This window comes from Streptomyces sp. NPDC005141 (assembly GCF_053599975.1).
This window is the reverse complement of the sequence record NZ_JBSFYW010000010.1, coordinates 32,637-59,013: the sequence shown is the minus strand read 5'-3', so window position 1 is coordinate 59,013 and position 26,377 is coordinate 32,637. Positions and strand designations below refer to the sequence as shown.

General features: G+C 68.9%; 27 protein-coding genes, 4 tRNA genes and 1 pseudogene. 8 read left to right on the top strand and 24 right to left on the bottom strand.

Annotated features, from left to right (window positions below; genetic code table 11):
* Positions 1 to 141: 141 nt before the first annotated feature.
* The 9 genes from rplL to ACWD68_RS10560 form a co-directional block, all read right to left on the bottom strand.
* Complete coding sequence (rplL, locus tag ACWD68_RS10600; RefSeq protein ID WP_326786080.1) at positions 142 to 519, bottom strand: 50S ribosomal protein L7/L12; 378 nt, start codon at positions 517 to 519, stop codon at positions 142 to 144.
* Between the two features lie 110 nt (positions 520 to 629).
* Complete coding sequence (rplJ, locus tag ACWD68_RS10595; RefSeq protein ID WP_103549163.1) at positions 630 to 1,160, bottom strand: 50S ribosomal protein L10; 531 nt, start codon at positions 1,158 to 1,160, stop codon at positions 630 to 632.
* Positions 1,161 to 1,486: 326 nt separating this feature from the next.
* Positions 1,487 to 2,332, bottom strand: a complete 846-nt coding sequence (locus ACWD68_RS10590) for a DUF1396 domain-containing protein (RefSeq protein WP_451806149.1) — start codon at positions 2,330 to 2,332, stop codon at positions 1,487 to 1,489.
* Positions 2,333 to 2,513: 181 nt separating this feature from the next.
* A complete protein-coding gene (locus tag ACWD68_RS10585) occupies positions 2,514 to 3,428 on the bottom strand; it encodes a hypothetical protein (protein ID WP_451806069.1) in 915 nt (304 codons plus the stop codon).
* Between the two features lie 191 nt (positions 3,429 to 3,619).
* Complete coding sequence (rplA, locus tag ACWD68_RS10580; protein WP_451806068.1) at positions 3,620 to 4,345, bottom strand: 50S ribosomal protein L1; 726 nt, start codon at positions 4,343 to 4,345, stop codon at positions 3,620 to 3,622.
* A gap of 94 nt (positions 4,346 to 4,439) precedes the next feature.
* Entirely contained in the window at positions 4,440 to 4,874 is a 435-nt protein-coding gene (gene rplK, locus ACWD68_RS10575; protein ID WP_019072313.1) for a 50S ribosomal protein L11, read from the bottom strand.
* Between the two features lie 193 nt (positions 4,875 to 5,067).
* Entirely contained in the window at positions 5,068 to 5,970 is a 903-nt protein-coding gene (gene nusG / locus ACWD68_RS10570; RefSeq protein WP_451806067.1) for a transcription termination/antitermination protein NusG, read from the bottom strand.
* Between the two features lie 77 nt (positions 5,971 to 6,047).
* Positions 6,048 to 6,329: a preprotein translocase subunit SecE gene (secE, locus tag ACWD68_RS10565; protein WP_151473517.1), complete on the bottom strand. Its 282-nt coding sequence runs from the start codon at positions 6,327 to 6,329 to the stop codon at positions 6,048 to 6,050.
* 109 nt (positions 6,330 to 6,438) lie between these two features.
* Positions 6,439 to 6,511 (bottom strand) — tRNA-Trp (locus ACWD68_RS10560).
* A 247-nt stretch (positions 6,512 to 6,758) separates the two neighbouring features.
* Between ACWD68_RS10560 and ACWD68_RS10555 the strand changes: the two genes are divergently transcribed.
* Complete coding sequence (locus ACWD68_RS10555; RefSeq protein ID WP_451806066.1) at positions 6,759 to 7,985, top strand: pyridoxal phosphate-dependent aminotransferase; 1,227 nt, start codon at positions 6,759 to 6,761, stop codon at positions 7,983 to 7,985.
* Positions 7,986 to 8,158: 173 nt separating this feature from the next.
* Positions 8,159 to 9,178, top strand: a complete 1,020-nt coding sequence (locus tag ACWD68_RS10550) for an adenosine deaminase (RefSeq protein ID WP_451806065.1) — start codon at positions 8,159 to 8,161, stop codon at positions 9,176 to 9,178.
* Positions 9,179 to 9,251: 73 nt separating this feature from the next.
* Here ACWD68_RS10550 and ACWD68_RS10545 read toward each other — a convergent pair whose 3' ends face one another.
* A complete protein-coding gene (locus ACWD68_RS10545) occupies positions 9,252 to 9,902 on the bottom strand; it encodes a TetR/AcrR family transcriptional regulator (protein WP_451806064.1) in 651 nt (216 codons plus the stop codon).
* A 124-nt stretch (positions 9,903 to 10,026) separates the two neighbouring features.
* Here ACWD68_RS10545 and ACWD68_RS10540 point away from each other — a divergent pair, with 124 nt between their 5' ends.
* Positions 10,027 to 10,659 (top strand): NAD(P)-dependent oxidoreductase, encoded by a 633-nt coding sequence (locus ACWD68_RS10540; RefSeq protein ID WP_451806063.1) that lies wholly within the window; start codon positions 10,027 to 10,029, stop codon positions 10,657 to 10,659.
* Between the two features lie 62 nt (positions 10,660 to 10,721).
* Here the strand turns inward: ACWD68_RS10540 and ACWD68_RS10535 are convergent, their stop codons facing one another.
* The 8 genes from ACWD68_RS10535 to ACWD68_RS10500 all read right to left on the bottom strand — a co-directional run bounded on the left by ACWD68_RS10535 (position 10,722) and on the right by ACWD68_RS10500 (position 15,954).
* Entirely contained in the window at positions 10,722 to 11,777 is a 1,056-nt protein-coding gene (locus ACWD68_RS10535; RefSeq protein ID WP_451806062.1) for a UDP-N-acetylmuramate dehydrogenase, read from the bottom strand.
* A gap of 154 nt (positions 11,778 to 11,931) precedes the next feature.
* Positions 11,932 to 13,380: a DHA2 family efflux MFS transporter permease subunit gene (locus tag ACWD68_RS10530; RefSeq protein ID WP_451806148.1), complete on the bottom strand. Its 1,449-nt coding sequence runs from the start codon at positions 13,378 to 13,380 to the stop codon at positions 11,932 to 11,934.
* 249 nt (positions 13,381 to 13,629) lie between these two features.
* Positions 13,630 to 14,199, bottom strand: a complete 570-nt coding sequence (locus ACWD68_RS10525) for a TetR/AcrR family transcriptional regulator (protein ID WP_451806061.1) — start codon at positions 14,197 to 14,199, stop codon at positions 13,630 to 13,632.
* Between the two features lie 238 nt (positions 14,200 to 14,437).
* Complete coding sequence (locus tag ACWD68_RS10520; RefSeq protein WP_451806060.1) at positions 14,438 to 14,866, bottom strand: MaoC family dehydratase; 429 nt, start codon at positions 14,864 to 14,866, stop codon at positions 14,438 to 14,440.
* Between the two features lies 1 nt (position 14,867).
* Complete coding sequence (locus ACWD68_RS10515) at positions 14,868 to 15,320, bottom strand: MaoC family dehydratase N-terminal domain-containing protein (protein WP_326786093.1); 453 nt, start codon at positions 15,318 to 15,320, stop codon at positions 14,868 to 14,870.
* A gap of 190 nt (positions 15,321 to 15,510) precedes the next feature.
* A complete protein-coding gene (gene rpmG, locus ACWD68_RS10510; protein WP_004571794.1) occupies positions 15,511 to 15,675 on the bottom strand; it encodes a 50S ribosomal protein L33 in 165 nt (54 codons plus the stop codon).
* A gap of 87 nt (positions 15,676 to 15,762) precedes the next feature.
* A tRNA-Met gene (locus tag ACWD68_RS10505) sits at positions 15,763 to 15,835 on the bottom strand.
* Positions 15,836 to 15,881: 46 nt separating this feature from the next.
* Positions 15,882 to 15,954 (bottom strand) — tRNA-Thr (locus tag ACWD68_RS10500).
* Between the two features lie 446 nt (positions 15,955 to 16,400).
* Here ACWD68_RS10500 and ACWD68_RS10495 point away from each other — a divergent pair.
* Positions 16,401 to 17,651: an amidohydrolase family protein gene (locus ACWD68_RS10495; protein WP_451806059.1), complete on the top strand. Its 1,251-nt coding sequence runs from the start codon at positions 16,401 to 16,403 to the stop codon at positions 17,649 to 17,651.
* A gap of 421 nt (positions 17,652 to 18,072) precedes the next feature.
* Here the strand turns inward: ACWD68_RS10495 and ACWD68_RS10490 are convergent, their stop codons facing one another.
* Positions 18,073 to 19,005, bottom strand: a complete 933-nt coding sequence (locus tag ACWD68_RS10490; RefSeq protein WP_451806058.1) for a hypothetical protein — start codon at positions 19,003 to 19,005, stop codon at positions 18,073 to 18,075.
* A gap of 277 nt (positions 19,006 to 19,282) precedes the next feature.
* Between ACWD68_RS10490 and ACWD68_RS10485 the strand changes: the two genes are divergently transcribed.
* Complete coding sequence (locus tag ACWD68_RS10485; RefSeq protein WP_451806057.1) at positions 19,283 to 19,939, top strand: SDR family oxidoreductase; 657 nt, start codon at positions 19,283 to 19,285, stop codon at positions 19,937 to 19,939.
* A gap of 36 nt (positions 19,940 to 19,975) precedes the next feature.
* Here ACWD68_RS10485 and ACWD68_RS10480 read toward each other — a convergent pair whose 3' ends face one another.
* Entirely contained in the window at positions 19,976 to 20,188 is a 213-nt protein-coding gene (locus ACWD68_RS10480) for a hypothetical protein (RefSeq protein ID WP_451806056.1), read from the bottom strand.
* Positions 20,189 to 20,629: 441 nt separating this feature from the next.
* Complete coding sequence (locus ACWD68_RS10475; RefSeq protein ID WP_451806055.1) at positions 20,630 to 20,971, bottom strand: hypothetical protein; 342 nt, start codon at positions 20,969 to 20,971, stop codon at positions 20,630 to 20,632.
* 236 nt (positions 20,972 to 21,207) lie between these two features.
* Between ACWD68_RS10475 and ACWD68_RS10470 the strand changes: the two genes are divergently transcribed.
* Positions 21,208 to 21,900: a hypothetical protein gene (locus tag ACWD68_RS10470; protein ID WP_451806054.1), complete on the top strand. Its 693-nt coding sequence runs from the start codon at positions 21,208 to 21,210 to the stop codon at positions 21,898 to 21,900.
* Positions 21,901 to 22,220: 320 nt separating this feature from the next.
* Here the strand turns inward: ACWD68_RS10470 and ACWD68_RS10465 are convergent, their stop codons facing one another.
* Positions 22,221 to 23,048 carry a hypothetical protein gene (locus ACWD68_RS10465; protein ID WP_451806053.1) on the bottom strand — a complete coding sequence of 276 codons (828 nt, stop codon included), beginning with the start codon at positions 23,046 to 23,048 and terminating at the stop codon, positions 22,221 to 22,223.
* A gap of 107 nt (positions 23,049 to 23,155) precedes the next feature.
* Between ACWD68_RS10465 and ACWD68_RS10460 the strand changes: the two are divergent.
* Positions 23,156 to 23,469: pseudogene (locus ACWD68_RS10460) on the top strand (ATP-binding protein); the annotation flags it as partial.
* A 1,493-nt stretch (positions 23,470 to 24,962) separates the two neighbouring features.
* On the opposite strand, the gene ACWD68_RS10455 reads toward ACWD68_RS10460, so the two are convergent.
* Positions 24,963 to 25,044: transfer RNA gene (locus ACWD68_RS10455), tRNA-Tyr, on the bottom strand.
* Positions 25,045 to 25,245: 201 nt separating this feature from the next.
* On the opposite strand from ACWD68_RS10455, the gene ACWD68_RS10450 reads away from it, so the two are divergent.
* Positions 25,246 to 25,734, top strand: coding sequence for a YajQ family cyclic di-GMP-binding protein (locus ACWD68_RS10450; protein ID WP_451806052.1), 489 nt, complete (start codon positions 25,246 to 25,248; stop codon positions 25,732 to 25,734).
* Positions 25,735 to 25,996: 262 nt separating this feature from the next.
* Here ACWD68_RS10450 and ACWD68_RS10445 read toward each other — a convergent pair whose 3' ends face one another.
* Positions 25,997 to 26,263: a GlsB/YeaQ/YmgE family stress response membrane protein gene (locus tag ACWD68_RS10445; protein ID WP_451806051.1), complete on the bottom strand. Its 267-nt coding sequence runs from the start codon at positions 26,261 to 26,263 to the stop codon at positions 25,997 to 25,999.
* Positions 26,264 to 26,377: the final 114 nt, after the last annotated feature.

Here is a 26,377-nt window from a genome sequence, read left to right as displayed (position 1 = left end):
GCAAGGCTGCCGCTTCGGGGACCCCCTGGAACGCCGAAGAGCGACCACCCAGTTGGGTGATCGCTCTTCAGTGCGTCAGCGTTACAGCGCTACTCGAGCGGCTGTGTCGGCTTCACAGGAGTCCTCGGGGGACTCGTCGAGTTACTTGACCTCGACGGAGGCGCCGGCGCCCTTGAGGGACTCGGCAGCCTTCTCGGCGGCCTCCTTGGCGACCTTCTCGAGGACCGGCTTCGGAGCGCCGTCGACGAGGTCCTTGGCCTCCTTCAGACCCAGCGAGGTGAGCTCACGCACGACCTTGATGACCTGGATCTTCTTCTCGCCGGCACCCGTGAGGATGACGTCGAACTCGTCCTGCTCCTCGGCGGCCTCAACGGCGACGGGGCCGACCGGGGCAGCGGCGACCGCGGCGGCGGCGGTGACGTCGAACTTCTCCTCGAAGGCCTTCACGAACTCGGAGAGCTCGATGAGGGTGAGGTTCTCGAACTGCGCGAGCAGCTCTTCCTGGGACAGCTTCGCCATGATGGCGTCCTTCCACTCATTCGGCAGGTGCCGGTATGTACTGGTGAGGCGGGCGTACGTTCGGCCCGCTGCGACCGTCGCCTCAGGCGGCGGTCAATGCGCGAGCCGAATTACTCGGCACCGCCCTGCTCGGCCTGCTTGGCACGAAGCGCCTCCGCGGTGCGGACGAACTTCGAGGGCAGCGCCTGGAAGAGACGAGCAGTCTGCGTCTGCTTGCCCTTGAAGGCACCCGCCAGCTTGGCGAGCAGAACCTCGCGGGACTCGAGGTCCGCAAGCTTCTTGATCTCGTCGGCGGACAGCGCCTTGCCGTCAAGGACACCGCCCTTGATGACGAGGTTCGGGTTGTCCTTGGCGAAGTCACGAAGACCCTTCGCCGACGTCACCGGGTCACCGGTGATGAAGGCGACCGCCGTCGGACCGTTGAACAGGTCGTCGAGCGTGGAGATCCCGGCCTCGTTGGCCGCGATCTTGGTCAGCGTGTTCTTCACCACGGCGTACTGGGCGTCTTCACCGAGCGAACGACGCAGCGTCTTGAGCTGCGCCACGGTGAGACCCCGGTACTCGGTCAGCACGGCGGCGTTCGAGCTGCGGAACTGGTCCGCGAGCTCGGCTACCGCGGCAGCCTTGTCGGGCCTTGCCATAAGCGTGGCCTCCTTCCGGGTGATGAGGACCGCTCAGAAGGGGCTGAGGAAAACGAAACGCCCCGGCGCAGGCGCACGGGGCGTAGCTCAACCGGATTCTTCCGCACGCTGGGCGAGCGAACTCCGGGATCACATCCACGAACACCTACGCGGGTCGTCCGCAGTTTCAGCGGATCCTTCGGTCACCACGCCCTCTTGCGAGCACGAGGCAACGACCAGCGGTCTTTGGCTTCTCGAGGAGACTACGTGAAGGGGACTCCGTCAAGCAAATCCGGCCGAACGGCCCAGCGGGGCCGGTCCGCCGCGGCCGGATCCGGCCGCGCGGATCAGCCCTCCTGGGCGCCCTTCATCATCTCGGCGAGGTCGACGGTGTCCTTGGCGGGCGGGGCCTTGACCGTCACCGGCTTGTTGTATTCGAGGAAGGTGATGGTCATGTCGAGCGGACCCTTGTCGGCGGTCCCCCGCATACGGAACTGCTTGGTGCGGTCGTCTCCGTCGACCCACACGTCCATCGTGAGCGCGTCGATGCCCATCTTCGTGTACTGGTCGAGGCTCTTCTCCCGCGTCGCGCGAGTGGCCTTGTCCGCGCCCTTGAGGGACTTGCGGAACTCGTCGAGGGTGACCTTCCCCTTGTAGTGCGTGGTCTTCACGCCGTCGACGGTCTCGGTCCCGACCTTCTTCACGTTCTTCGAACCGGTGAGGAAGGTGGACTCGGTGGCCGGGTTCTTGTCGGCCTGGCCGCCGCCCAGCTGGTTCGCGTTCAGCTCCTTGTCCGCGCCCAGCGCGGACATGTCGAACTTGATCCAGCTCTTGCCGTCCATGTCCTTGGCGGCCTGGGCACCCCCGCCGATGTACATCGCCTTGTCCACGAGCCGGATCTCGACGGGACCGTCGGCGGCCTGGTCCTCGGCGGTCATCTTCATGCTCATGGCCGGCGGCTTCGTGCTCATCGCCGCCTCACCGCTGACCCGGCCCTGCTCCGGGACCTTGCCGGTCATGCGGTAGCGGAGGGAGGTGACGGCCTCCGTCTTCTTCGCCGCCTTCGCCACGGCCGCGGCGGGCGTGAGCGCGGGCGACTCCGCGGTGTCCTTCGTACAGCCCACCGCGCCCCCGCCGAGGACCAGCGCCGCGAGTGCCGCGCCGGTCGCCGGGTGCCGTACCGAGTTGCGCACAGAAAGTCTCATGATTCCCCCCAAGGAACAGATGAGTCATACACAGATTCGGCGTGAGCGTATCCGAAGAGACTCGGGTGATCATCCGGGTTTTCACCGAACCCGGCAGCGGACGACCGGACTTGGGGTGCGACGACGGGCTCGGGAGGCGGCGGCGGGGACACGGGAGGGCGGACGGGGCTCAGGACGTGGTGCCGCCCGTGGCGCCCTGCGCCTTCAGCAGGTCCTTGAAGTCGGCGGTGTCGGCCGTCGGGGGCTCCTCGGCGGAGACCTTCGTCCCGTAGTCGCTGTAGTACGCCGTCGAGTTCATCGTGCCGCTCGCCAGCTCGCCCTTCTCGACCTTCTTGACCAGCAGGTCGTCGCTGTCGACCCAGATGTCGATCTTCTCGGTGGTGACGCCGGCCGCCGTGAGCTGCTTCTTGAGGTCGGCGAGCTGGCTCGCGCTGAGGTTGGAGGACTTGGTCGCCAGGTCCGCGACGTCGACCGTGCCGGAGTAGTGCGTGGTCCCGCGGCCGCGCACGGTCTCCGTGCCGACCTTCTCGACGTCACCGGAGGCGAGCAGGAGCTTCACGGACTGGTTCGGTGTGGTGTTCTGCATCTGGTCCTTGAGATACGCGCCCGAGCTGCCGCCGAACTTGGCGAGGTCGTCGTACGCGTACCGGATCCAGTGCTTGCCGCCGGACTGCTCGGCGAACTTGTCGCTCATCCTCGCGTAGTAGGCGTCGGGCAGATAGCGGGCCTGCATCGAGGTGCTGCCCGTCTGACGCATCGTGTCGGCGAGCGTGCCGCCCGTGTACGTGATGGTCATGGTGCCGGTGAGACCGTCCGCCCAGCCCATGACGCCGTCGGCCTTCATGGACATCAGCGTGCCCATGGTGGTCGTGGACTCGACCTTGGCGGAGTCCGCGCTGTCGGTGGACCTCTCCGCGGAGCGCAGGGCCGCTATGGGGCTGACGCGCGAGGTGCCCTTGTGCCCGGCCTTGCCGTCCTTCTCCGAACCCCCGGAGGAGTCGGAGGAGTTGCAGGCCGTCGCCCCCGCCAGCGCGGCCGTCAGCGCGATCGAGAGGGCCACGCGGCGCACCATGGTGCTCTTCATTCGTCCCACCCCTATGCGAATTATGTGAACTGCACGCTAGCGCAGGCCACTGACACACGTATCAGGATTCCGCCCCGGGGCACACGCCCCGGAAAGGCCTCCGGAGATGAGGACGGGCCCCGCACCTCGAAAGGTTGCGGGGCCCGTTCAAAAACGCGTGCGCGACGCGGTCACCGGGGTGAGCGGGAGGCTCAGACGGCGGCCGGGTCCTCCTCGACGAGGAGGTTGCGGGTGCGGTTGGGGTCGACGGGAACGCCGGGGCCGATCGTGGAGCTGATCGCGGCCTTCTTGATGTAGCGACCCTTGGCGGCCGACGGCTTCAGACGAAGGATCTCGTCCAGCGCGGCGCCGTAGTTCTCCACCAGCTTGGTGTCGTCGAAGGACACCTTGCCGATGATGAAGTGGAGGTTCGAGTGCTTGTCGACGCGGAACTCGATCTTGCCACCCTTGATCTCGGTGACAGCCTTGGCGACGTCCGGGGTCACGGTGCCGGTCTTGGGGTTCGGCATGAGACCACGGGGACCGAGCACGCGGCCGAGGCGGCCGACCTTGCCCATGAGGTCCGGGGTGGCGACGACGGCGTCGAAGTCCAGACGGCCCTTCGCCACCTCGTCGATGAGCTCGTCGGAGCCGACGATGTCGGCGCCCGCGGCGGTCGCGGCCTCGGCACGGTCACCGGTCGCGAAGACCAGGACCCGGGCGGTCTTACCGGTGCCGTGCGGGAGGTTCACGGTGCCACGGACCATCTGGTCGGCCTTGCGCGGGTCGACACCCAGGCGGAAGGCGACCTCGACGGTGCCGTCGTACTTGCTCGTGGAGGTCTCCTTGGCGAGACGGACGGCCTCGAGCGGGGCGTAGAGCTTCTCCCGGTCGACCTTGGCGTCCGCAGCGCGGAGAGACTTGCTGCGCTTGCTCACTACTGCTCCTGATGTGTTCTGAGGAGTCGTGGTACGGGCCGAGCAGGCCCTGCCACGTGCGGCCGAAGCCGCGTGGTTCCTACGAAGGTGGGTGTCAGCCCTCGACCGTGATGCCCATGGAACGGGCGGTGCCGGCGATGATCTTCGACGCGGCGTCCAGGTCGTTGGCGTTGAGGTCGGGCAGCTTGGTCGTGGCGATCTCGCGGACCTGCGCCTGGGTGATCTTGGCGACCTTGGTCTTGTGCGGCTCGCCGGAGCCCTTCTCGACACCCGCGGCCTTGAGGATCATCTTCGCGGCCGGCGGAGTCTTGGTCACGAAGGTGAAGGAACGGTCCTCGTAGACCGTGATCTCCACCGGGATGACCCAGCCACGCTGCGACTCGGTCGCGGCGTTGTAGGCCTTGCAGAACTCCATGATGTTGACGCCGTGCTGACCGAGCGCGGGGCCGACCGGCGGGGCCGGGTTCGCCGCACCGGCGTTGATCTGGAGCTTGATAAGCCCCGTGACCTTCTTCTTCTTGGGAGGCATTCCGGGTCCTCTTTCGTTTTCGCCTTCCTACGTCCGAGTCGCCCCGGACGGCTGCCTTCAACCGAGGTGATGATCCGGATGGAGGCATACCGCACAACGATAACGGGTATCTGTGCGCGGCTAAAAACCGAGCAGGTCAGACCGGCTGCGAGAGCCCGTCTGACCTGTTCGGAAGACGTACGTCCAGAAGGTGCTAGTTCTTCTGGATCTGGTCGAAGGAGAGCTCGACCGGAGTCTCGCGGCCGAAGATCTCGACGAGGCCCTTGACCTTCTTCGAGTCGGCGTTGATCTCGTTGATCGTGGCCTGCAGCGTGGCGAACGGGCCGTCGGTGACGGTGACCGAGTCGCCGACCTCGAAGTCCAGAACCTGGACCTCGACCTTGCGCTGCGGGACGGGCTTGCCCTCGGCCTCGGCGGCCTCGCGGGCGGCCTTCTCCTCGGCCTCCGGGGCGAGCATCTTGACGATCTCGTCCAGGGTCAGCGGGTACGGGTCGTAGGCGTTGCCCACGAAGCCGGTGACGCCGGGGGTGTTGCGGACGACGCCCCAGGACTCGTTCGTCAGGTCCATGCGGACCAGGACGTAGCCCGGGAGCTTGTTCTGCTTGATCGTCTTGCGCTCGCCGTTCTTGATCTGCGCGACCTCTTCCTGCGGCACCTCGGCCTGGAAGATGAAGTCCTCGACGTTCAGCGAGACGGCACGCTGCTCGAGGTTGGTCTTCACGCGGTTCTCGTAACCGGCGTACGTGTGGATGACGTACCACTCGCCGGGGAGCAGGCGCAGTTCCTCGCGCAGGGCGGTGACGGGGTCGACGGGCTCGGCCTCTACTTCGGCCTCGGCCTCGTCTTCGGCCTCTGCCTCGTCGGTGTCGAGCGCTTCGTCGGTGTCGGCGGCGAGCGCCTCGTCGGGCACGTCCTCGCCCTCGACGTCCTCACCGGACTCGTCCTCGACGTGGAGGGCCGCGTCCTCGGCGGGCTCGCCGGCGGCGGCATCTGCAGCCTCGAACTCGTCCACGACGTCCGCTCCCTCGACGATCTCGAGCTCGTCGTCAACGGACTCGACCGACTCGCTGGCGTCGTTCAGGTTCGGGTCAGACACGGTGGCTGCTTCTTCCTGGATACATGGGGGTGGAACACGCGAAAGGGGCGCCGGTGACGGCGCCCTTCGCTCTCGGCTCAGCCGAAGACGTACTTGGCGGCGTGGTTGAGCCCATAGTCAATCACGGTCACCAGGCCGATCATGATGACGACGAACACAATCACCACTGTGGTGTACGTCGTCAGCTGATGGCGAGTCGGCCAGACAACCTTGCGGAGTTCCGCGATGATCTGGCGGTAGAAGGTGGCGAGGCGCTTCAGCGGGCCCTTCTTGGCACGCTTACCGCCCTTGCGGGCCTTCTTCTTGGACTCCGGCGCCTCGGCATCAGGCATGTCGATGGAGCCCACGGCGTCCGTCACTCGTCCTCACCTGATTCCCGGGTCGTGACCGTGCCGCGCCCGGTTGAGCCGCACGGCGGTGCATTGCAGTACGTACATGCGCACACATCCTGGCGAAAGGTGTGTGAAGCAGGGCCGGAGGGACTTGAACCCCCAACCGCTGGTTTTGGAGACCAGTGCTCTACCAATTGAGCTACGACCCTTTGATTTCCCCCAACGTACCGCATCCGACCGGGTGCTCGGTGTGCACCGGTTGAGTGCGGCCGGTGAAGGCCAACGAGGTGAGAGTGTACGTGGTCCGGAGCCGGGCGTCGAACAGAAAGTGTCCGCGCGGAGCGCCTCCGCAGAAGATCCACTGGTAGGGCGCACGGATCCGGACGGATGTTCTGCCGTGTTCAGTCTGTGAAACCCGCGTGCCGGGGGAGTTTCCGGTCTGAAACGATGGGTCCCATGAGCCCTGCAACCCCTCCCACCGAGCGCCGGGTCTCCGCCCGAGTCGGCGCGATCTCCGAGTCCGCCACCCTCGCCGTGGACGCGAAGGCCAAGGCCCTCAAGGCCGCCGGACGTCCGGTGATCGGCTTCGGCGCCGGTGAACCCGACTTCCCCACCCCGGACTACATCGTCCAGGCCGCCATCGAGGCCTGCTCGAACCCCAAGTACCACCGCTACACGCCGGCCGGCGGGCTCCCCGAGCTGAAGGCCGCGATCGCCGCGAAGACGCTGCGTGACTCCGGCTACGAGGTGGAGGCCACTCAGGTCCTGGTCACCAACGGCGGCAAGCAGGCCATCTACGAGGCCTTCGCCGCGATCCTCGACCCGGGCGACGAGGTCATCGTCCCGGCGCCGTACTGGACGACCTACCCGGAGTCCATCCGTCTCGCCGGCGGTGTCCCGGTCGACGTCGTCGCCGACGAGACCACCGGTTACCGCGTCTCGGTCGAGCAGCTGGAGGCAGCCCGCACCGAGAACACCAAGGTGCTGCTCTTCGTCTCCCCGTCCAACCCGACGGGCGCGGTCTACACCCGCGAGCAGATCGAGGAGATCGGCCGCTGGGCCGCCGAGAAGGGCCTGTGGGTCCTGACCGACGAGATCTACGAGCACCTGGTCTACGGCGACGCGGAATTCCACTCCCTGCCCGTGGTGGTGCCCGAGCTGCGCGACAAGTGCATCGTCGTCAACGGCGTCGCCAAGACGTACGCGATGACCGGCTGGCGCGTGGGCTGGGTCATCGGCCCGAAGGACGTCATCAAGGCCGCGACCAACCTGCAGTCGCACGCCACGTCCAACGTCTCGAACGTGGCCCAGGTCGCCGCGCTCGCCGCCGTCTCCGGCGACCTCACGGCCGTCGCGAAGATGCGCGAGGCCTTCGACCGCCGCCGCAAGACCATCGTGCGCATGCTGAACGAGATCGACGGCGTGCTCTGCCCCGAGCCCGAGGGCGCCTTCTACGCGTACCCCTCGGTGAAGGGACTGCTCGGCAAGGAGATCCGCGGCAAGCGCCCCGCGGACACCGTCGAGCTGGCCGCGCTCATCCTGGAGGAGGCCGAGGTCGCGGTCGTCCCGGGTGAGGCCTTCGGCACGCCGGGCTACCTGCGTCTGTCGTACGCCCTCGGTGACGAGGACCTCGTCGAGGGCGTCAGCCGGATCCAGAAGCTGCTGGCCGAGGCGACGGACTGACCTTCCTGCGTCCACCGTCGCCATCGGGGCGCCGGTGACGTCTTCGCGCTCCACGCGCGCGTGCGGGGGCCGGCCACTCAGCGGAGTGGCCGGCCCCCGTTCGTTCGTTCGAGCAAGCCTCCGATCAGCGAAAGCGCTACCGGCACGACATCCGCGTACGGCAGGATCTTTGGATGGAGCGCGTACGTGATGTGAGTGAACTGCCGAAGGCCCATCTGCACCTGCACTTCACCGGTTCGATGCGGCACACCACCCTGCTGGAACTGGCCGACAAGCACGGGATCCATCTGCCCGACGCGCTGACCAGCGGGGAACCGCCGAAGCTGCGGGCGACGGACGAGCGGGGCTGGTTCCGGTTCCAGCGGTTGTACGACGCGGCGCGGTCGTGTCTCAGGGATCCCGAGGACATCCAGCGCCTGGTGCGCGAGGCCGCCGAGGAGGATCTGAAGGACGGCTCCGGGTGGCTGGAGATCCAGGTCGACCCGACGTCGTACGCGCCGCGCCTGGGCGGACTCATCCCGGCCCTGGAGATCATCCTGGACGCGGTGGACACGGCGATGCGGGAGACCGGACTCGGGATGCGCGTCCTGGTGGCCGCGAACCGGATGAAGCACCCGCTGGACGCCCGCACGCTGGCGAGGCTCGCCGTGCGGTACGCCGACCGGGGCATCGTCGGTTTCGGACTCTCCAACGACGAGCGACGGGGCATGGCGCGGGACTTCGACCGGGCCTTCGCCATCGCGCGGGAGGGCGGGCTGCTGTCCGCGCCGCACGGCGGCGAGCTGACCGGACCCGCCTCGGTCCGCGACTGTCTGGACGATCTGCACGCCTCACGGATCGGCCACGGGGTGCGGGCCGCCGAGGACCCGCGGCTGCTGAAGCGCCTCGCGGACCGCGGGGTGACCTGCGAGGTCTGCCCCGCCTCGAACGTCGCCCTGGGCGTCTACGAGAAGCACGCCGACGTCCCCCTGCGAACTCTGTTCGAAGCCGGTGTGCCGATGGCCCTCGGCGCCGACGACCCGCTGCTCTTCGGTTCCCGGCTCGCCGCCCAGTACGAGATCGCCCGCCGTCACCACGGCTTCACGGACCCGGAGCTCGCCGAGCTGGCGCGGCAGTCCGTCCGCGCGTCGGCCGCGCCGGAGGACGTCCGGGCGAAGCTCCTGTCCGGGGTCGACGACTGGCTGACCTCCTAGAACCCGCTGACCTCCTGGGAACCCGCTGACCTTCTGGCACCCGCTGACCTTCTGCGGCCTGCCCCTGCGGGCCTCAGGCCCCCGCGGACTCCGCCGGTTTCCCGGGCGCGATTCCGGCGAGCAGGGTGCGGGCGAGCGCCGGGGCGAAGGTGTCCAGGGGCGGGGGCGTGCCCTCCGGGGTCGCGTCGTAGGCGAACGCGCGCTGCGCGCAGGCGCCGAGCAGGAGGGACGCGGCCGCGTAGGTGTCGGTGTCCGGCTGGACGCGCCCGGCCCGCTGCTCCGCCCGCAGATACGCGGCGACGCCCCGGATGGGCATGTGGGGGCCCGCGTCCATGGCCCGCATGGCGTCGTCGTGGCGGCGCTTGAGCTGCGTCTCCGCGTACAAGGAGGCGGCGATCGGGAAACTCTGCTCATAGAAGAGGGCCGCCTGGCGGGCGATCTCGGTGAGGTTCTCCTCAAGGGAGTGCTCCCCCGGCTCGGCCGTCAGCCGCTCCAGGAGAGGCCCCAGCTTGGGCAGCCGCTCCTGAAGGACCCGGATGAACAGCTCTTCCTTGCTCGCGAAGTACTTGTAGAGCGCGGCCTCGGAGCAGCCGGCCGCCCTGGCGATCTCCTTGGTCGTGGCGCGGGAGAGGCCGAGGGTGAGCATGAGCTCGTGCGCCGCGTCGAGGATGCGGATCCTGGCCGGTTTCGACGGCGTGGGCTCCGTGGCGGATTTCTGCTGCATGGGGCCCAAGGATTCCATGGCACACCCTCTCGGGGTTGACGGGTGGGTGAGTACTTACTCACTCTAGAAGAAGTACAGGTGAGTGAATACTCACCCACCCCATTCCCACCCAGCGGAGCACGTCATGAAACTCACCGTTCTCGGTGCCACCGGAGGCATCGGCCAGGAGATCGTCCGCCAGGCCCTGGGCGCGGGCCACCAGGTCACGGCCGTCGTACGGGACCCCGCGCGGCTGACCGTCACGGGAGCGGGACTGGAGGTGTTCCGCGCGGATCTCACCGACCCTCGGGCGCTGCGCCCCGCCGTCGCGGCCCGGGACGCCGTCCTGTCCGGTCTCGGCGCGCGCAGCCGCAAGGACGCCGGGGTCGCGGCCCGGCTCACCCGTACGGTGCTGGACGCCATGGAGGCGGAGCAGGTCCGGCGGCTGCTGGTGGTCAGCGCGAGTCCGGTCGGCCCCGCCGCCGAGGACGACGCGTTCGCCGACCGCGCCATGCGGAAGCTGATCTCCGGCATCCTCAAGGACGTCTACGCCGACCTGAGGAAGATGGAGGACGCACTGGCGGCCAGTGCCACGGACTGGACCGTCGTCCGTCCGCCCCGGCTCCAGAACAAGCCGCTGACCGGCTCCTATCGCACGGTCGTGGGAGGCACCCCGCAGAGGGGCCGCTTCATCGCGCGCGCCGACGTGGCCCACGCGATGCTGGCGATGATCGACGACCCGGGGACGGTGAAGCAGGGCGTGGGCGTCGCCTACTGAGCCCTGCCGGCACCCACCGGGCTGGGGCCCTTCTCGGAGCCCGTCAAAGCCCCTCGGAGCCCCTAGAGGCCGGCGTTCACCGTCACCGGCTCGTTGACCAGGGTGATCCCGAAGGCGTCGTGGACACCCGCGACGACTTCCCGGGCCAGCGCGAGGAGATCCTCGGTGGTGGCCCCGCCCCGGTTCGTCAGGGCCAGCGTGTGCTTGGTGGAGATGCGGGCGGGCCCGGTTCCGTAGCCCTTGGTGAAGCCCGACTTGTCGATCAGCCAGGCCGCCGAGGTCTTGGTGTGCCCCTCGCCGGCCGCGTACGCGGGCGGTACGGCGTCGGCACCGAGCCGCTCCTTCACGCGCGCGTGGAACGCGGCGAACGCCTCTTCCGTGAGGATCGGGTTGGTGAAGAACGACCCGGCGGACCAGGTGTCGTGATCCTCGGGGTCGAGCACCATGCCCTTGCCGGCCCGCAGCTTCAGGACGGTCGCGCGGGCGTCGCCGAGGGCCACGCGGTCGCCGGGTTCCACACCCAGCGCGCGGGCCGTCTCGGCGTACTTGACCGGCGCCGACAGCCCCCGCGCGTCCTCCAGCTCGAAGCGCACGCGCAGCACCACATGGCGGTCGGGATCGGCCTTGAAGCGGCTGTGACGATACGAGAAGGAGCACTCGGCGTTGGTCAGCGTGACCGTTTCCCGGGCCTTCCGGTCATAGGCGATCACCTCGGTGATCGTCGACGACACTTCCTGGCCGTACGCGCCCACGTTCTGGATCGGCGTCGCGCCCGCGGAGCCGGGGATACCGGCGAGGCACTCGACCCCGGCGAGCCCGGCCTCGACGGTGCGGGCGACCGCGTCGGTCCACACCTCGCCCGCGGCCAGCTCCAGCCTCGTACCGTCGAGCGAGAAGCCCTTCGTGGCGATGCGCAGGGCGGTCCCGGCGAAGCCCTTGTCGCCGATGACCAGGTTCGATCCACCGCCGATGAGCAGCAGCGGCGTACCGGTGTCGTCGGCCTCGCGCACGGCGGCGACCACCTCGGCGTCGGTCGTGGCGGTGATCAGCCGGGCGGCCGGGCCGCCGAGACGGAAGGTGGTCAGCGGGGCGAGCGGGGCATCGTGGAGTTCCTGCACGCGCCCAAGACTACGAGAAGGGGCAGGGGCGCCCGGCCACCGGTGCTCCGCGGACATGCGAACGGCCCCGCCGGTGGGCGGGGCCGTTCCGATGCCGACAGTCTGACCGAGGTCACTTCCCTGGGGGTTCGACCAGGTGGCTTCGTTCCGGACGTCAGCGGGAGGCGGTTTCGAGGGAGGGAGTCGTGAGCGGGTCGGCTCCGAGCCGCTCCGCCTCGGGCGAGCCGGCCGCGAGGTCGTGCGCCGGGACCTCGGCCGTCCCGGTTCCAGCCGCGCGCCGAGCGGTCGGGATGAACAGGGCCGCGATGCCCGCGAGGGCGACGACCGAGGCACCGACCACGAGCGCGGGCCGCAGTCCGTCGATGAAGCTGTGCGCGGTCGCGTAGCCGCCCTGCGCCGAGAAGATCGAGGACATCACCGCGATACCGAGCGCGCCGCCCACCTCGCGCAGCGCGTTGTTGGCGCCGGAGGCGATGCCCTGCTCGTGCGGCCGGACGCTGGACATGACCAGGCTGGAGGCCGGGGCGAAGTAGAGGGACATCCCGATGCCGCTGATGATCAGGGCGGGCAGCTGAGAGGCGTACGAGGCGTCGGCGGCGACCACGGTGGCGTAGTACGCGAGACCGATGGCCTGCAGGAAGAGCCCCGTGGCGACGACGGGGCGGCCGCCGACGCGGTCGGACAGGTAGCCGGCGATGGGCGCGACGAGCATCGGCATGCCGGTCCAGGGGAGCATCCGCAGACCCGCCTCGGTCGGCGAGTAGCCGAGCACGCCCTGCATGTACTGGCTGAGCAGGAAGATCGAGCCGAACATCCCGAGGAACATCAGCAGGCTGGCCGCGTTGATCCCGGCGAAGGCGCGGGAGCGGAAGAGCCGCATCGGGAGCATCGGGTTCTTGGCCCGGGTGCCGTGGACGACGAAGCCGGTGAGCAGCGCGCCACCCGCGAGCAGGCCGGTCAGGACGACCGGGCTGGTCCAGCCGTCGGCGGGCCCGCGGACCAGGCCGTAGACGATCCCGAAGAGGCCGCCGCTGGCCAGCAGGGTGCCGGGGAAGTCGAGCCGGGCGCCTGCGCCGAACGACTCGGACAGACGCAGCCGGGCGAGCGGGAGCACGGCGAGACCCAGCGGAACGTTCAGCCAGAAGATCCAGTGCCACGAGACGTGCTCGGTGAGGCTGCCGCCGATGAGGGGTCCCGAGGCGACCGCGAGCCCGTTGACGGCTCCCCATATCCCGTACGCCATGCCGCGCTTGGCGGCCGGAACGGCGGCCGTCAGCAGGGTCAGGGTCAGGGGCATCATGATCGCCGCGCCGACGCCCTGGACCGCTCGGGCGGCGATCAGCGAGTCGATGCCGGGCGCCATGGCCGCGGCGGCGGAAGCGCCGGTGAAGATGCTCAGGCCGACGAGGAAGAGCCTGCGGCGGCCGAACCGGTCGCCGAGCGCCGCGCCGAACATCAGCAGGACGGCGAAGGTGAGCGTGTAGGCGCTCACGGTCCATTCCAGGTCGTCCAGCCCTCCCCCGAGGTCCTTGCGGATGGAGGGCAGGGCGGTGGTGACCACGAGATTGTCGAGAGCCGCCATGAACCCGGCGACGCCGGTGATGAGGAGGGCCCACCCGGCTCCGCCACGCCGCCCGGCCGGTGCCGAATCCGCGGCCGACGCCGGGGCCGATCCCTTGGGCGATCCCGTGGCCCGTGCCGGGGTCGGTGCCACCGGTCCGTTCTCTTCTGTCCGTGCCGTCCGCTGAGACATCGCTCCCCCAGAGATGATGTGATCGTTATCGATGGTTAGTTATTGATGACTAACTTTCGCGCTCATGAAAAGGCGTCGAACTCCGCCTTCTCCTTCGCGCTACTTCTCCAGCCGGCCCGTGACCCGCGCCGACGGATAGAGCCCTTCCCAGACCCGGTGCTCGGGCGGGAACCCCATCGCCACCAGGCAGTTGACGAGCATTCCGTACGCCATGAAGGTCGTGGTGTCGTTCACCTCGGCCCCGAGCGGCACATGAACGGTGTCCCAGAGCCGCATCCAGCCGGCCCGGACCGCCTCGCCGAGCTCGTGATCGCCGGCCTCCTCGGCCGCCGCCACCGCGACGTACGTCTGCATCTGCATGAGCAACCGCTCCGGGTGCTCCGCGATCACCTTGACGTAGGCGCTCGCCATGGCATGCAGCGCGTCCTCCCCCTCCAGCCCTTCGGAAGCCTCTTCCATCGTGCGCCGGGCGAGCTCCATGCAGTGCTCGGCGGCCGCCAGGAAGATCGCTTTCTTGCCCGGGAAGAGCCGGAAGAGATACGGCTGCGAGACACCCACGCGCTTGGCGATCGCCTCGGTGGACGTGCCGTGGTAGCCGCCCCGCGAGAACTCGCTCATCGCCGCGCGAATGACGCTCTCGCGCCTCTCCTCTGCGCTCATCCTGACCATGCGGCTAAGTTAGTGCTCAATCACTAACTAAGTCAAGGGATGATGCGGGGAGCGGGACTTTCGGGCGTCTGGCTCTTGAGGGCGGAGCTCCTGAGGCGAGGCCCTGGAGCCGCCACAGCGGGGAACGCGTAAGGGGCGCCCGCAATAACGGGCGCCCCTTACGTACTCCGTCGCGTCAGCACTCCGGCGTGCCGAGCGCTCCGAGGCTTCGGGGCTTCGAGGCTTCGGGGCTTCGAGGTCAGGCCAGTCGTACGACCGCTCGCGACATCCCCAGCACCTTCTGTCCGCCGCTGGTCGCCGTGAGGTCGACGCGGACGGTGTTGTCGTCGAGCTTGGCCGCGACCTTGCCGCTGACCTCGATCGTGGCGCCCTTGTCGTCGTTCGGGACGACGACGGGCTTGGTGAAGCGGACGCCGTAGTCGAGGACCGAGCCCGGGTCGCCGACCCAGTCGGTGACCACGCGGATCGCCTCGGCCATGGTGAACATGCCGTGCGCGATGACGTCGGGAAGGCCCACCTCGACCGCGAACTTCTCGTTCCAGTGGATCGGGTTGAAGTCCCCGGAGGCCCCCGCGTACTGCACGAGCGTGGCACGCGTCACGGAAAACGTCCCGGCCGGCAGCTCCGTACCGACCTCGACGTCCGCGTAAGAGATCTTCGCCGCCATGTCAGCCCACCTCCGCCGCACGGGACACGAGCTTCGTGACAGCTGTCACTACGTGCTCCCCCGCCTCGTCGTGGACCTCGCCACGGATGTCCAGGATGTCGTTGCCCGCGAGGGACTTGATCGACTCGATGGTCGAGGTGACCGTGAGCCGGTCACCCGCGCGCACCGGGCGGGTGTACGCGAACTTCTGGTCGCCGTGCACCACCCGGCTGTAGTCGAGGCCCAGCTGCGGGTCCTGGACGACCTGGCCCGCGGCCTTGAACGTGATGGCGAACACAAAAGTCGGCGGGGCGATCACATCGGGGTGCCCGAGCGCGCGTGCGGCCTCGGGGTCCGTGTACGCAGGGTTGCTGTCCCCCACGGCCTCCGCGAACTCGCGGATCTTCTCCCGGCCGACCTCATAGGGGTCGGTGGGCGGGTAGGACCGCCCTACGAAGGACTGGTCGAGCGCCATGGGCTCGGCACCTCCTGGTTGTCGTCGCCGCACTGGTTGTCACAGCTGGAGCGACCGTCTTAGCCGGACGGCCTATCTTCGCTCTAAATCACGGGGTCCACGCATGACGCCTGGCCCGCGCCGGACATCGGTTCCGCAACGACGCGAGGCCGCCCCCCGTGAAGGGGACGGCCTCGTGTACGAGCCTGAATTATCGCGTTTCGCGGTGCGCGGTGTGCGCGTTGCAACGCGGGCAGTGCTTCTTCATCTCCAGTCGGTCCGGGTCGTTACGCCGGTTCTTCTTGGTGATGTAGTTCCGCTCCTTGCACTCCACGCAGGCCAGCGTGATCTTCGGGCGGACGTCGGTGGCAGCCACAGGAGTGCTCCTTGACGAACGGATGGGACATTAATGCATAGAAGAGTAGCCGATCGAAGGACCGACCCCACAATCGGCTACTGTCAGTAGCGGTGACCGGACTTGAACCGGTGACACAGCGATTATGAGCCGCTTGCTCTACCGACTGAGCTACACCGCTGAGATGCGATCGGGTCCCGCCTTGCGACGGGAACCTCTCGCACCAGAGCCCCAATACGGAATCGAACCGTAGACCTTCTCCTTACCATGGAGACGCTCTACCGACTGAGCTATTGGGGCGAGCGATGAAGACATTACACGGTCCTCCGTCGATCGCCCAAATCCGTTTCGCGGCACCCACCCCGGCCTGTTCCCACGCGTTTCCCCAGGCGTTCCCAGAACCCCTCACCGGCCCCTCGGACCCCTTGGATCACAGGGGGTGACGGCCCTCCGGCCACCCGCGGACACCGGGCCGAGCGGGCGGCCGAGGCCGGTGCGGACAGCCGGAGGGCCGGGGCAGCGGACAGAGGGCAGCGGGGCGGGCCGGTGCGCGAGGTGGCTCGGGGCCCGATCCGGCCCCGAGACGGCCGGTCCCCGACCCGTCGACGGGCCACACCGGTACGACTATTGCGCTCCTCCCCGACGTTGACGGGTCGCCGCCCTAGGCTCGACTCACGCTGCGTGATCTTGTCTCCCCACGCTCCGTAGTCGTCCCTCCCGCAGCCGTCCCGAGCCCCAGGAGTGCGATGCCCGACAGTCAGCAGCAGCCGCCCCACTCCTCGGCGGGACAGACCGACACGGCCGCTCTCCTGCTGTGCGGGGCGCGGCTCACCGACGGCCGGGCCGTGGACGTACGGCTGGGCGGTGGGCGTATCGAGGCGGTCGGTACCGCCGGGAGCCTCGCGGCGGGTGCCTCGGGGGCTCTCGCCGCGAAGGTGGACCTCGACGGCTATCTCCTGCTGCCCGCCCCCGCCGAGGCCCACGCGCACAGCGACACGGCCCTGGCGGCCGACGGCGACGGCCCGCCGGCGTACGACGACCAGGAGGTCCAGCGCCTGGCCACCGAGGCCGCGCTCCTGCAACTCGGCCACGGCGCCACGGCGTTGCGGTCCCATGTGCGCGTCGGCGACGTACAGGGGCTGGACGCGCTGGCGGCGGTGCTTCAGGTGCGGCGGTCGCTGCGGGGGCTCGCGGAGCTGACGACGGTGGCGATGCCGCGGCTGCTGACGGGCGTGGCCGGCGCCGACGGGCTCGCGATGCTGCGGGACGCGCTGAAGATGGGCGCTTCCGTGGTGGGCGGCTGCCCGGACGCGGACCCCGATCCGACGGGGTACGTGCAGGCGGTCCTGGAGCTCGCCTCCGAACACGGCTGCCCGGTCGATCTGCACACGGACGCCGCCGATCCCGCCCGGCTCGCCCGGCTCGTCGCGATGGCGGGCGGCTTGCGGCCCGGGGTGACGCTCGGCCCGTGCGGCGGGCTCGGCCGGCTGCCCGCCGAGGTGGCCTCCCGCGCCGCGGACCAACTCGCCGCGGCCGGAGTGACGGTGGTCTGCCTGCCGCAGGGCGGCTGCGGATCGGCGGACCGTCGCGGCACCGCTCCCGTACGGCTGTTGCGGGCGGCCGGAGTACGGGTCGCGGCGGGCAGCGGCGCCCTGCGCGACCTGTCCAACCCGGTGGGACGCGGGGACCCGCTGGAGGCCGCCTACTTGCTGGCCTCGCGGTACGGGCTGCGCCCCGAGGACGCCTACGACTCGGTGAGTTGTGCCGCCCGGGCCGCTCTCGGGCTGCCCGAGGTACGCGTGGAGGCGGGATTCCCGGCCGAGTTGCTCGCCGTACGCGGGGACCGGCTCGCGGGGGCGCTGTCCCTCTCGTACAGCCGGATCGTGGTGCACCGGGGGCGCGTGGTGGCGCGGACGAGCGCGGTGCGGGAGTACTGCAACTCGGCCGCCGAGCCGGGGATGGAACTGCCTCGGCAGGGACGCGGAGAGCCTTCGTAGCCGGTGCGGGACGCAGAGGCGAAAGCAGGGCGGGCGCAGGCGGAGGTGGACGGGTCGGGGCGATCGGTCGGGCGTCGGCCGCGGACCCCGGGAAGGGGACCCCGGCCCTGGTCGCCGGAGCGCGGCGGTCACCCGTATGAGGGTGCGCGGCCCCGGCACCTTGGAGGAGGACGGCCTCGCACGCCTGAGGAGGACGGCCCCGCGCGCGTGGAGGTCGTCGGACGCCCTCCACGCGCGCGGGACTTCGCAGGACGGGCCAGCACTGGAAACCCGCGTCCGGCCGTGTCATTCCATGAGCTCCCGGCACCCCGCGGCCTGCCCGGGCGCCTGCCCCGGACTCCCTGTCGCGGACTCCCTGTTCCCGGGCCTGCTGCTCCCCAGGACTTCTTCAGTGAGCCTTTCGCGGGCTCGCGTCCGTGTTCTAGAACTCGCCGCCGCCCAGGAGGGCACCGCTCAGCGGGTTGCCCCCGGCAATCTTGTCCACGGGGACCTCGGTGGCCCCCGACGGCGCGCTGACGTCACCCGCCTCGGAGAACTTCAGGACGAGCGGCAGCTTGACGGACTTCGGGCCGTCGGCGAGGACGGCCAGGTCGACCTTGATCTGCCGGAGGTCACCGTTCTTGAGCGTGAAGTCGACGGCGACCTTCTTGTTCGGAGCATCCTTGAGCTCCTTCGCCGTGGGGAGTTCCGCACCTTCCGGAAGGTCCCCCTGCAGCGGCCGGAGCTTGTCGAAGACGCCGGTGAGCAGGTCGCGGAAGTTGCCCGTGGCGACGACGTGCTCGACGCCGTCGGCACCGCCCTTGGTCCGGAAGGTGACCTCGTGGGCGATGACACGGCTGACCGCGTTGAGGATCTTCTTCTGGGTCTTGGCGTCGACGTCATCGGCACCGGCACCCTTCGAGGCGCCTCCGGCGGCCTTCTGGGACTTCTCCAGCTCCTTGGTGTTGACCTTCACCCAGTCGCCTTCGAGGACCTTCCTCATCTCCTTCTCGCTCGCGGGGAGATCGTCGGCCGACGGCATGGGGAAGCCCATCGCCTTGCCGACGGCCTTCATGTCCGCGCGGTAGTACGTGAAGTCACCGACGACCCGGTATTCGGCCAGGAGCCCGTCCGCCCCCGCGAGCTTCAGGCTGATCCCGGTGAGGTCCTTCTCACCCGAATCCGCCAGCGGCTTCTTGGACTTGACGGAGACATCGACGCGCAGGCCGCCGAAGAACTCCGCGAACTCCGGCGGAAGGGCCTCGTCGGGACCGGACTCGCTCATCAGCTTGTTGATCGCCTCGGGGTCGGCGTCGAGGTCCAACCGGAAGGCGAGTGACTTCTGTTCGCCGAGCCGGTCGACGGCGTGGTCCACCTTCTGCCCGGCTGTGAGGTTCTCGACCGTGCCGCAGGCGGCCGCCGTGGCGAGGAGGACAGCGGTGCAGCCGGTCGCGATGACGGTCTTGCGTATGACGGTGATGATGGTCTCCTCTTACGACGCCGTACGGGCCCGCACGACGTTCTTTCGTTCGCGTGTTCACTCGCTCTCGCGGTGATCGCGCGCACACTTCCACAGTGATCACCCATGTGACTCACGAGTCGCCCACAGGGTTGTGCGGCGAACGCGCTCGTCCGGGCGTACGGTCGGAAACATGCGCATTGTCATCGCTGGTGGTCATGGTCAGATCGCGCTGCGGCTGGAGCAGCTGCTCTCCGCGCGCGGGGACGAGGTCGCGGGGATCATCCGCCGTGCCGAACAGGGCGACGATCTGCGGGCGGCCGGCGCCGAGCCGGTCCTGTGCGATCTGGAGTCGGCGTCGGTGGAGGAGGTAGCCGCGCATCTGCAGGGCGCGGACGCGGCCGTCTTCGCGGCGGGCGCGGGCCCGGGCAGCGGAGTGGACCGCAAGGAGACGGTGGACAAGGGCGCCGCGATCCTCTTCGCGGACGCCGCGGAGCGCGCGGGCGTACGCCGGCACGTGATCGTCTCCTCGATGGGCGCGGACCCGGCCCACCCGGGCGACGACATCTTCGACGCGTATCTGCGTGCCAAGGGCCAGGCCGACGAGTACGTACGCGGTCGTACGGGCCTGGACTGGACGATTCTGCGTCCCGGCAGCCTGATCGACGACGCCGGGACCGGCCTCGTACGCCTGGAGGCCTCCACCGGCCGCGGCATGATCCCCCGCGACGACGTCGCCGCGATCCTCGCGGAACTGGTCGACACTCCGGCGACGACCGGTCTGACCCTGGAAGCGGTCAGCGGCTCGACACCGATCTCGGTCGCGGTGAAGTCGGTGGCGGGCAACTAGGACCTGTCCTGAGCGCGCGCCGTCCCGGGGCAGGTTTCAGAACAGCGGGAGCTGGCCAGGGAACTCCGGGACGGTGTACCCGTCCAGCGCGGGCTGCGCCGCCCCGATGAGGGCCTGGCGGCGCGAACCGGGGCACGAGATCAGTTCTCCGCTCCCCCGCGCGCCGGGCGGATCGTGCCGGGCGAACCGCCCCGCGACGACGGCGATCTCCCGACGGCACTCGGGGCAGTTCCTGCGACGCGATGACATGGGATAAGTGTGCCCCGCGGGCCCCGACTTCCGTCGCCGCGCCCGTGGTCCAGAGGGGACCACCGCCGGCTCTCCGGCAGGTCCCGGTGGTGGGCGTTGGCGGTCATGAGGTCGGCGTGGGTGCCGGTGGCAGCCCTGCGACTGTTCCCACCCGATGAACTGCCTTCGGCGGAACGTTTCCGCCTCCGGGGCATTTCCGCACGGGTTTCCACAGACGATCCAGCGATGAAAAATAATCGACTCGGCCAGTAATCGACTCAACCGTCGTCCGGCAAGAATTCGTCCGCATGAGGAATGCGTTGTGCATAAGCAGAACGTGGCCGTCCCGAAATCCGGTGCAGCCACACGAAGAGATATCGGACCAGAGGGCAAGAGATACCGGCCCAGGGTGGCCCCGCAGCACCGGTCGGGAGTGAGCGGTTCCTGCCGTGTCCGGCGCGATCACGGCATCGAAGCCGGTGTGGACTGCCCACGAACCAGGTCGGCAGTGCGCCGGTTCGCCATGCCGATCACCAAGGCCGTGATCGAGGCCGACGCCCGCCCGGTCGCTTTCCACCGCCCTCGGACGGGCAGTTCATCCACGTATCGCTTCGCCATCGCGAGTGAGCCGTAGGGGTATTCCTTGCGGACCACCTTGATGGCCGCGATGTCACCACTCGCCCTGAGGACCCTCTGAATGCGTTCCGTGTCGACCTGGCCGCGGAATCCTTCGAAGGAGCCGTACCTGTCCCAGAAAGCTTTCTTGCGTTTCTTCGCGGCCCGGTCGCCGGCGACGCCGATCACGATCGAGTGCGCTGAGCCCGGTGATCGTCACTCCCGTCGCGGGCACCCTCACACCACCCACAGCCGGCGCCTGCATGCGTGTGCGCCGGCTCAGCCCGGCAGGCCGAAGGACGGACGCGGGCGGCAAGTGCTCACGCCTGCCCCTCCCCACCCATGTCCGGGCCCTCTTCCCGACCCACCCGCCGCCCCCTAGCATCGACGCTCGCGTCAGTGATCTCCCCGGGGGCAGGAGAGGCATGGGCAATGAGCCGCAGCGGCGGGTCCTTCGGAACACGGCACTCTTCAAGGTTCCGGTCATCCTTCTCGGCCTGACCGCGTCGGTGCTCGTGTGGAGCGTCGTGCGGGTCAACCTGCCGGCTTCGGCTGGGGACTCCTGGCCATGGAAACTCGAACTGCTCGATGTCCAGTCCGCCACCACCGCCACCACCGTCACCGCCGGGCTCATCTTCGCGCGGGCCCAATACGCCTCAGCCGTACGGCCGATGATCGGCTGGGTGGGATACGTCGTCGAGGTGTCCGAGCTCTCCGAACCCCTCGCCTGGACGGTCCGGCTGGTCAACGGGGCGGGGGCGGCGGCACAGATCCACGATCCGAAGTACCGGGTCGTCCTGCGGGGCGACCGGCAGCGGGGCGCCCGGGTGGCCGCCTCCCGCTGGATGTCCCGGGACGAGGCAGTCTCCGTACTGGGCGAGGCGGGGCTGGTGCACGGGGAGGACTACTCGCTGCGGGTGCTCGGGCCGTCCTTTCCGCTCTCCAACTCCAGTCAGAAGCACGGGATACTCGCCCTCTTCACCCGTCGGGCCATGGCCGAGATCGAGGACCTCCTGATCCAGGTGGATGCCACGGACCAGGTCGGGGACACGCATCGACGGGTCGTTCACTGCCTCGAGGCAGCCGTTCGGGTTCCCGCGTCCCCGAGTCTGGATTGACGCCCGGGCGCCCATCGAGAAGATCCGTGACGACGCGATCTGGAGCTCACCGGGGTGCATCCCGAGATACGGCGTCCGAGCACGAGACAGTGTGAGACGGCCAGCTATCGCCAGAGGGTACGACCAAGGGCCCGTGACCTGCCTAAACAGAAGGTCACGGGCCCTTGGCTCTTGTTCGGCCTGCCGCCGATCTGCCTCAGGGGCACCCCACCGACCGCCGCCGAGCCGACCACCATGGCGGAACGCGGGCTACGCGATCTGACGGGGGTCACGCTGACGAGGGCCGAGGGCGGCGAGATCCGGACCCTGAGCCGAGAGCGTCAGCGCACGTCGACGGAGTCGGCCGCGCTGGTGGCGACGCCGGTCGTCGAGTTGCCGTAGTACACCCAGCGGTAGGAGCCGTCGACCGAGGCGGTGACCGTGGCTTTCAGACCCCCGGTGCTGCTGGTGGTGGCCTTCTTGACCGTCGTGAAGGTGTCGGCGCCCTCGGCGCGGAACTGGAGGCTGACCGTACGGCCGCTGTAGGCGTCGTACTTCTTCGTGCTCCAGTTCGCCCGGGTCACCTTGCCCGTGACGGTGATCGTCTTGCCCTTGGTGACCGGCTCCGGCGAGGCGTTGGTGGTGGCCTTGGCCACGCGCTTGAGCTGAACGGTCGTGGACCGCGTCTCCCGTTCCCCGGTCTTGAGGCCGCCGTCGGCCTTCCACAGCTTCAGCGAGACGCCGACCTTCCAGGTCGTGGCGTCACTGTTGGAGTCGACGTGCTCCTGGCTCGGGTGCGGGTCGATATAGAGGCTGCCCTCGCAGCGAGCGTGCTTGGAGTCCAACTCGTAGCAGGTGTAGCCGCCCGGCCCGATGAAGTTCTCCCCGGTGTCAGCCGCCGTCGTCATGCTGCCGCGGTAGAGAAAGGGGAACGCGTCGTAGCGGAAGGGGTCGGCGGTGCTGTACCCGGAAGGCAGCGCGATGTTGAAACTGATGGGCGGCTCCACCTCCTTCGACGTGCCGACGACGATCGGCTTGCCGTTGTTGATGACGATGCTCGACACGGTGATACCGGTGTCCGCCGCCTGAGCCGTCGGCGCGTTCAGCACCGAGAACCCCAGCGCCCCCACGAGCGTGGCCACCGCGACGGTTCGTCTGCCTGTCTTCATTCACACCTCTTCAGGAGCACACCACAACAAGAGGCGGCAGCCTATCTGACGAGTTCATGACCCCTGGGCCTGGCCGCCCCGCTCACCACCCCGGAGCCGATCACTCCGAGCACGACGTGTTCATCACCGTCCCGCAGGCCGCCCGCACGGTTCGCGTCCGGGTCGCCGACTTCGGTGCACTGGACGAGCCGATCGATCCGCCTCCGCTGATCGCTGATCGCTGATCGCTGATCGCTGATCGCTGACGAGACGATGACCGCCGACTACGCGAAGGGCCGCGCCCCCTGGGGGCATGACCTGCGCGGGGATGCCGCCGCGCTGTCCCTGTACCAGCGGCACCTTCTGATCACGGGTCTGCCGAACCGAGGGCAAGACCGTCGCCCTGCGTCCCCTGGCGTTGCGGCTCACGCTGGACAAGGCGTCGGCGGCGCCCGCGCGGTCCGCAGCAACACATCACCCTGACCGCCGACGCGTTCGGCGGCTGGATCGCCGTGCAGATCTTCTCCGCTTCCGGCAGCTCCAAGAAGGGGTCGCGCTTGATCACGGCCTTGCGGATGTGGACCGTGGTCCACAGCTGAGTTACGGGTCCAAGGGCGGTGGCGGAGGCGGCGGCACCTTCGCCGGGACCGCGGGCCTCGCGTCGCCCTCGCGCCCGCCTCGGCCTCGTCTGTTGGACCACAAGACGTACGCGGGCACGGCCACCATCGGACCTATGGCCAGCAAGAAAGCCCGGTCCCACGGCCTGCCCAACACAAAGTGGGACGCTAGTGCACTCAGTCCGTACAGCGGTCCCCACACACAGAGCACCACCAAATAGCGCAACCACGGGCGGCTTCTCGAGCCGAACTCTGTCCCGCCCTTGCGCGATTGTCCGTCGGCCATCCCCGCCTCCTACCCCGAAGCACCGCAACGGGGCGCCCCATCAGCATCGGCGGCATCACCCCAGAAGAAACGCCCGCCCCAAACGCTGACGCCGTTCAGGACTTGCCACTGTCCTGTCGATCGCCATCCGCAGGCTGGAAGGTAGGCGAACACCCGCGCTCCGAGTCGTTCCTCACCGACGTTCGTGAAGGACACCAAGGGCATGCCGGACGCGAGAGTCGTCCGCACCGCGCTGTACGGCTGGGCCTTCAACAAGAACCTCTGAAGCGAGGAGCCCTGCCGACGTCGCCAAGATTCTGGACTGGTTCGAGCTCAACTCACTGGCAACGTCGGCGCTCTCGGATCTCGTCCCCGTGCGGACCAGTCTCCGGGCCGTCTCCGGAAAGCTGGACGGGAAGACAGCGGCGCCCGGAACCATCAGCCGTAAGCGGGCGATTCTCTACAACTCCCCTGCGTTCGCGGTGGAGGCCGAACTCCTCACCGACAACCCGCTCACCCGCATCAGGTGGCTCGAGCTGGTTGCCCTACTCCGATGGCACGTCACCGCGTACGGCACGGCTCCCGACGCCCGGCTCTTCCAGACATCGTGCCGGTGCCTGGTCCCAGGACACCGGATACGGCGAGGTCTGGGCGGAGGCCCGGACACGCGCCCTCAGCACTCCGGAGTTCGAATCGACGCCGGCCAAGCGACCGTATGACCTGCGTCATGCTGCCGTCTCCACATGCCTCAGTTCCTCAGCTCCGGTGTGGAGCCACAGCTCATGGCGGAGCGGGTCGGCCACAGCGTGGGCGTGCTCTACCGTGTGTGCGAAATTCCTCAAGGAGGGCGACGAAGCCGCCAACGCCAAGATCTCGGCCCGGCTGGGACTGCGCGGCTGACACTCCAAGGATCCCGTCCACGCCCCGTCCACGCATCCCGAGATACGGCGGTCGAACGCGAGACAGCGTGAGACAGCGCACTGATCGGCGGGGAGCATGACCAAGGGCCCGTGACCTGCCGTTTAGGCAGGTCACGGGCCCTTGGTTCCCGTGTGGCGGCGCGTGGATTCGAACCACGGAAGGCTAAGCCGGCAGATTTACAGTCTGCTCCCTTTGGCCGCTCGGGCACACCGCCGGGGATGCTGCCCCTGAGCCTCGCTTCTGCGGTGCTCCCTGGCAACGACGTAAACGATACCTGATGCCCGGGGATGCTTCGCCACCCAATTGATCGACGCTTGGGGGGAGGGGGGTGACTAGGCTTATGCGGATGCGGCCGGAGGCCTACGCCGGGCTCGACGGCCGCCCCTACGCACCCCGATACAAGGAGCCACAGGACATGGCCGACTCCAGTTTCGACATCGTCTCGAAGGTCGAGCGGCAGGAGGTCGACAACGCCCTCAACCAGACCGCCAAGGAGATCTCGCAGCGCTACGACTTCAAGAACGTCGGCGCCTCCATCTCCTGGTCCGGCGAGAAGATCCTCATGGAGGCGAACTCCGAGGAGCGGGTGAAGGCCATCCTCGATGTGTTCGAGACCAAGCTGATCAAGCGCGGCATCTCGCTGAAGTCGCTGGACGCCGGTGAGCCCCAGCTCTCCGGCAAGGAGTACAAGATCTTCGCGACGATCGAGGAGGGCATCTCCCAGGACAACGCGAAGAAGGTGGCGAAGATCATTCGCGATGAGGGCCCCAAGGGCGTGAAGGCCCAGGTCCAGGGCGACGAGCTGCGCGTCAGCTCGAAGAGCCGTGACGACCTGCAGGCCGTTCAGGCCCTCCTCAAGGGCAAGGACTTCGACTTCGCTCTGCAGTTCGTGAACTACCGGTAGAACGCCTGGGAGAACCCCTGACAGAACGCCTGGTGACACCCCTGCACGGCGAACGCCGACACGCATCGCCAGTACTTCGCCGACCCGTCTCAGGGCCCGGGTCGCTGCGGGGCGGTTCCTGCCGGGGCGGATCGTTGCCGGGGGCACTTCGTCTCGCGGCACCAGGAAGTGGCCACGGGAGTGGTCGGCGGTGCGAAGAAGGGTGGACACCCGGGGTGTCCACCCTTCTCGTCTGCCGGCCGTGGACTCGGGCGGTACGCGCTCAGCGGCGCGAGTCGCCGAACAGGACGCGGTAGACGATCAGCAGCACGAGCGCGCCACCGATGGCGGCGGCCCAAGTGGCACCGTCGTAGAACTGCTTGGTGATGGGGTGGTCCAGCCAGCGGGCCGATATCCAGCCGCCTATGAACGCGCCCGCGACACCGATGACGGTCGTTCCGATGAAGCCTCCCGGGTCGCGCCCCGGGAGCAGGAACTTGGCGATGGCGCCGGCCAGCAGCCCCAGAATGACCCAGCTGATGATGCCCATGTCCTGAACCTGCTCTTCCGCGCTGTGCTCACGCTGTCCCGGCCCTGTGATCTCGGTCCTGCCGGGCCGTGCCCGAGCTGTCCGCGTCCGGTGCCGGTGGAGCGCGTGCCGGTG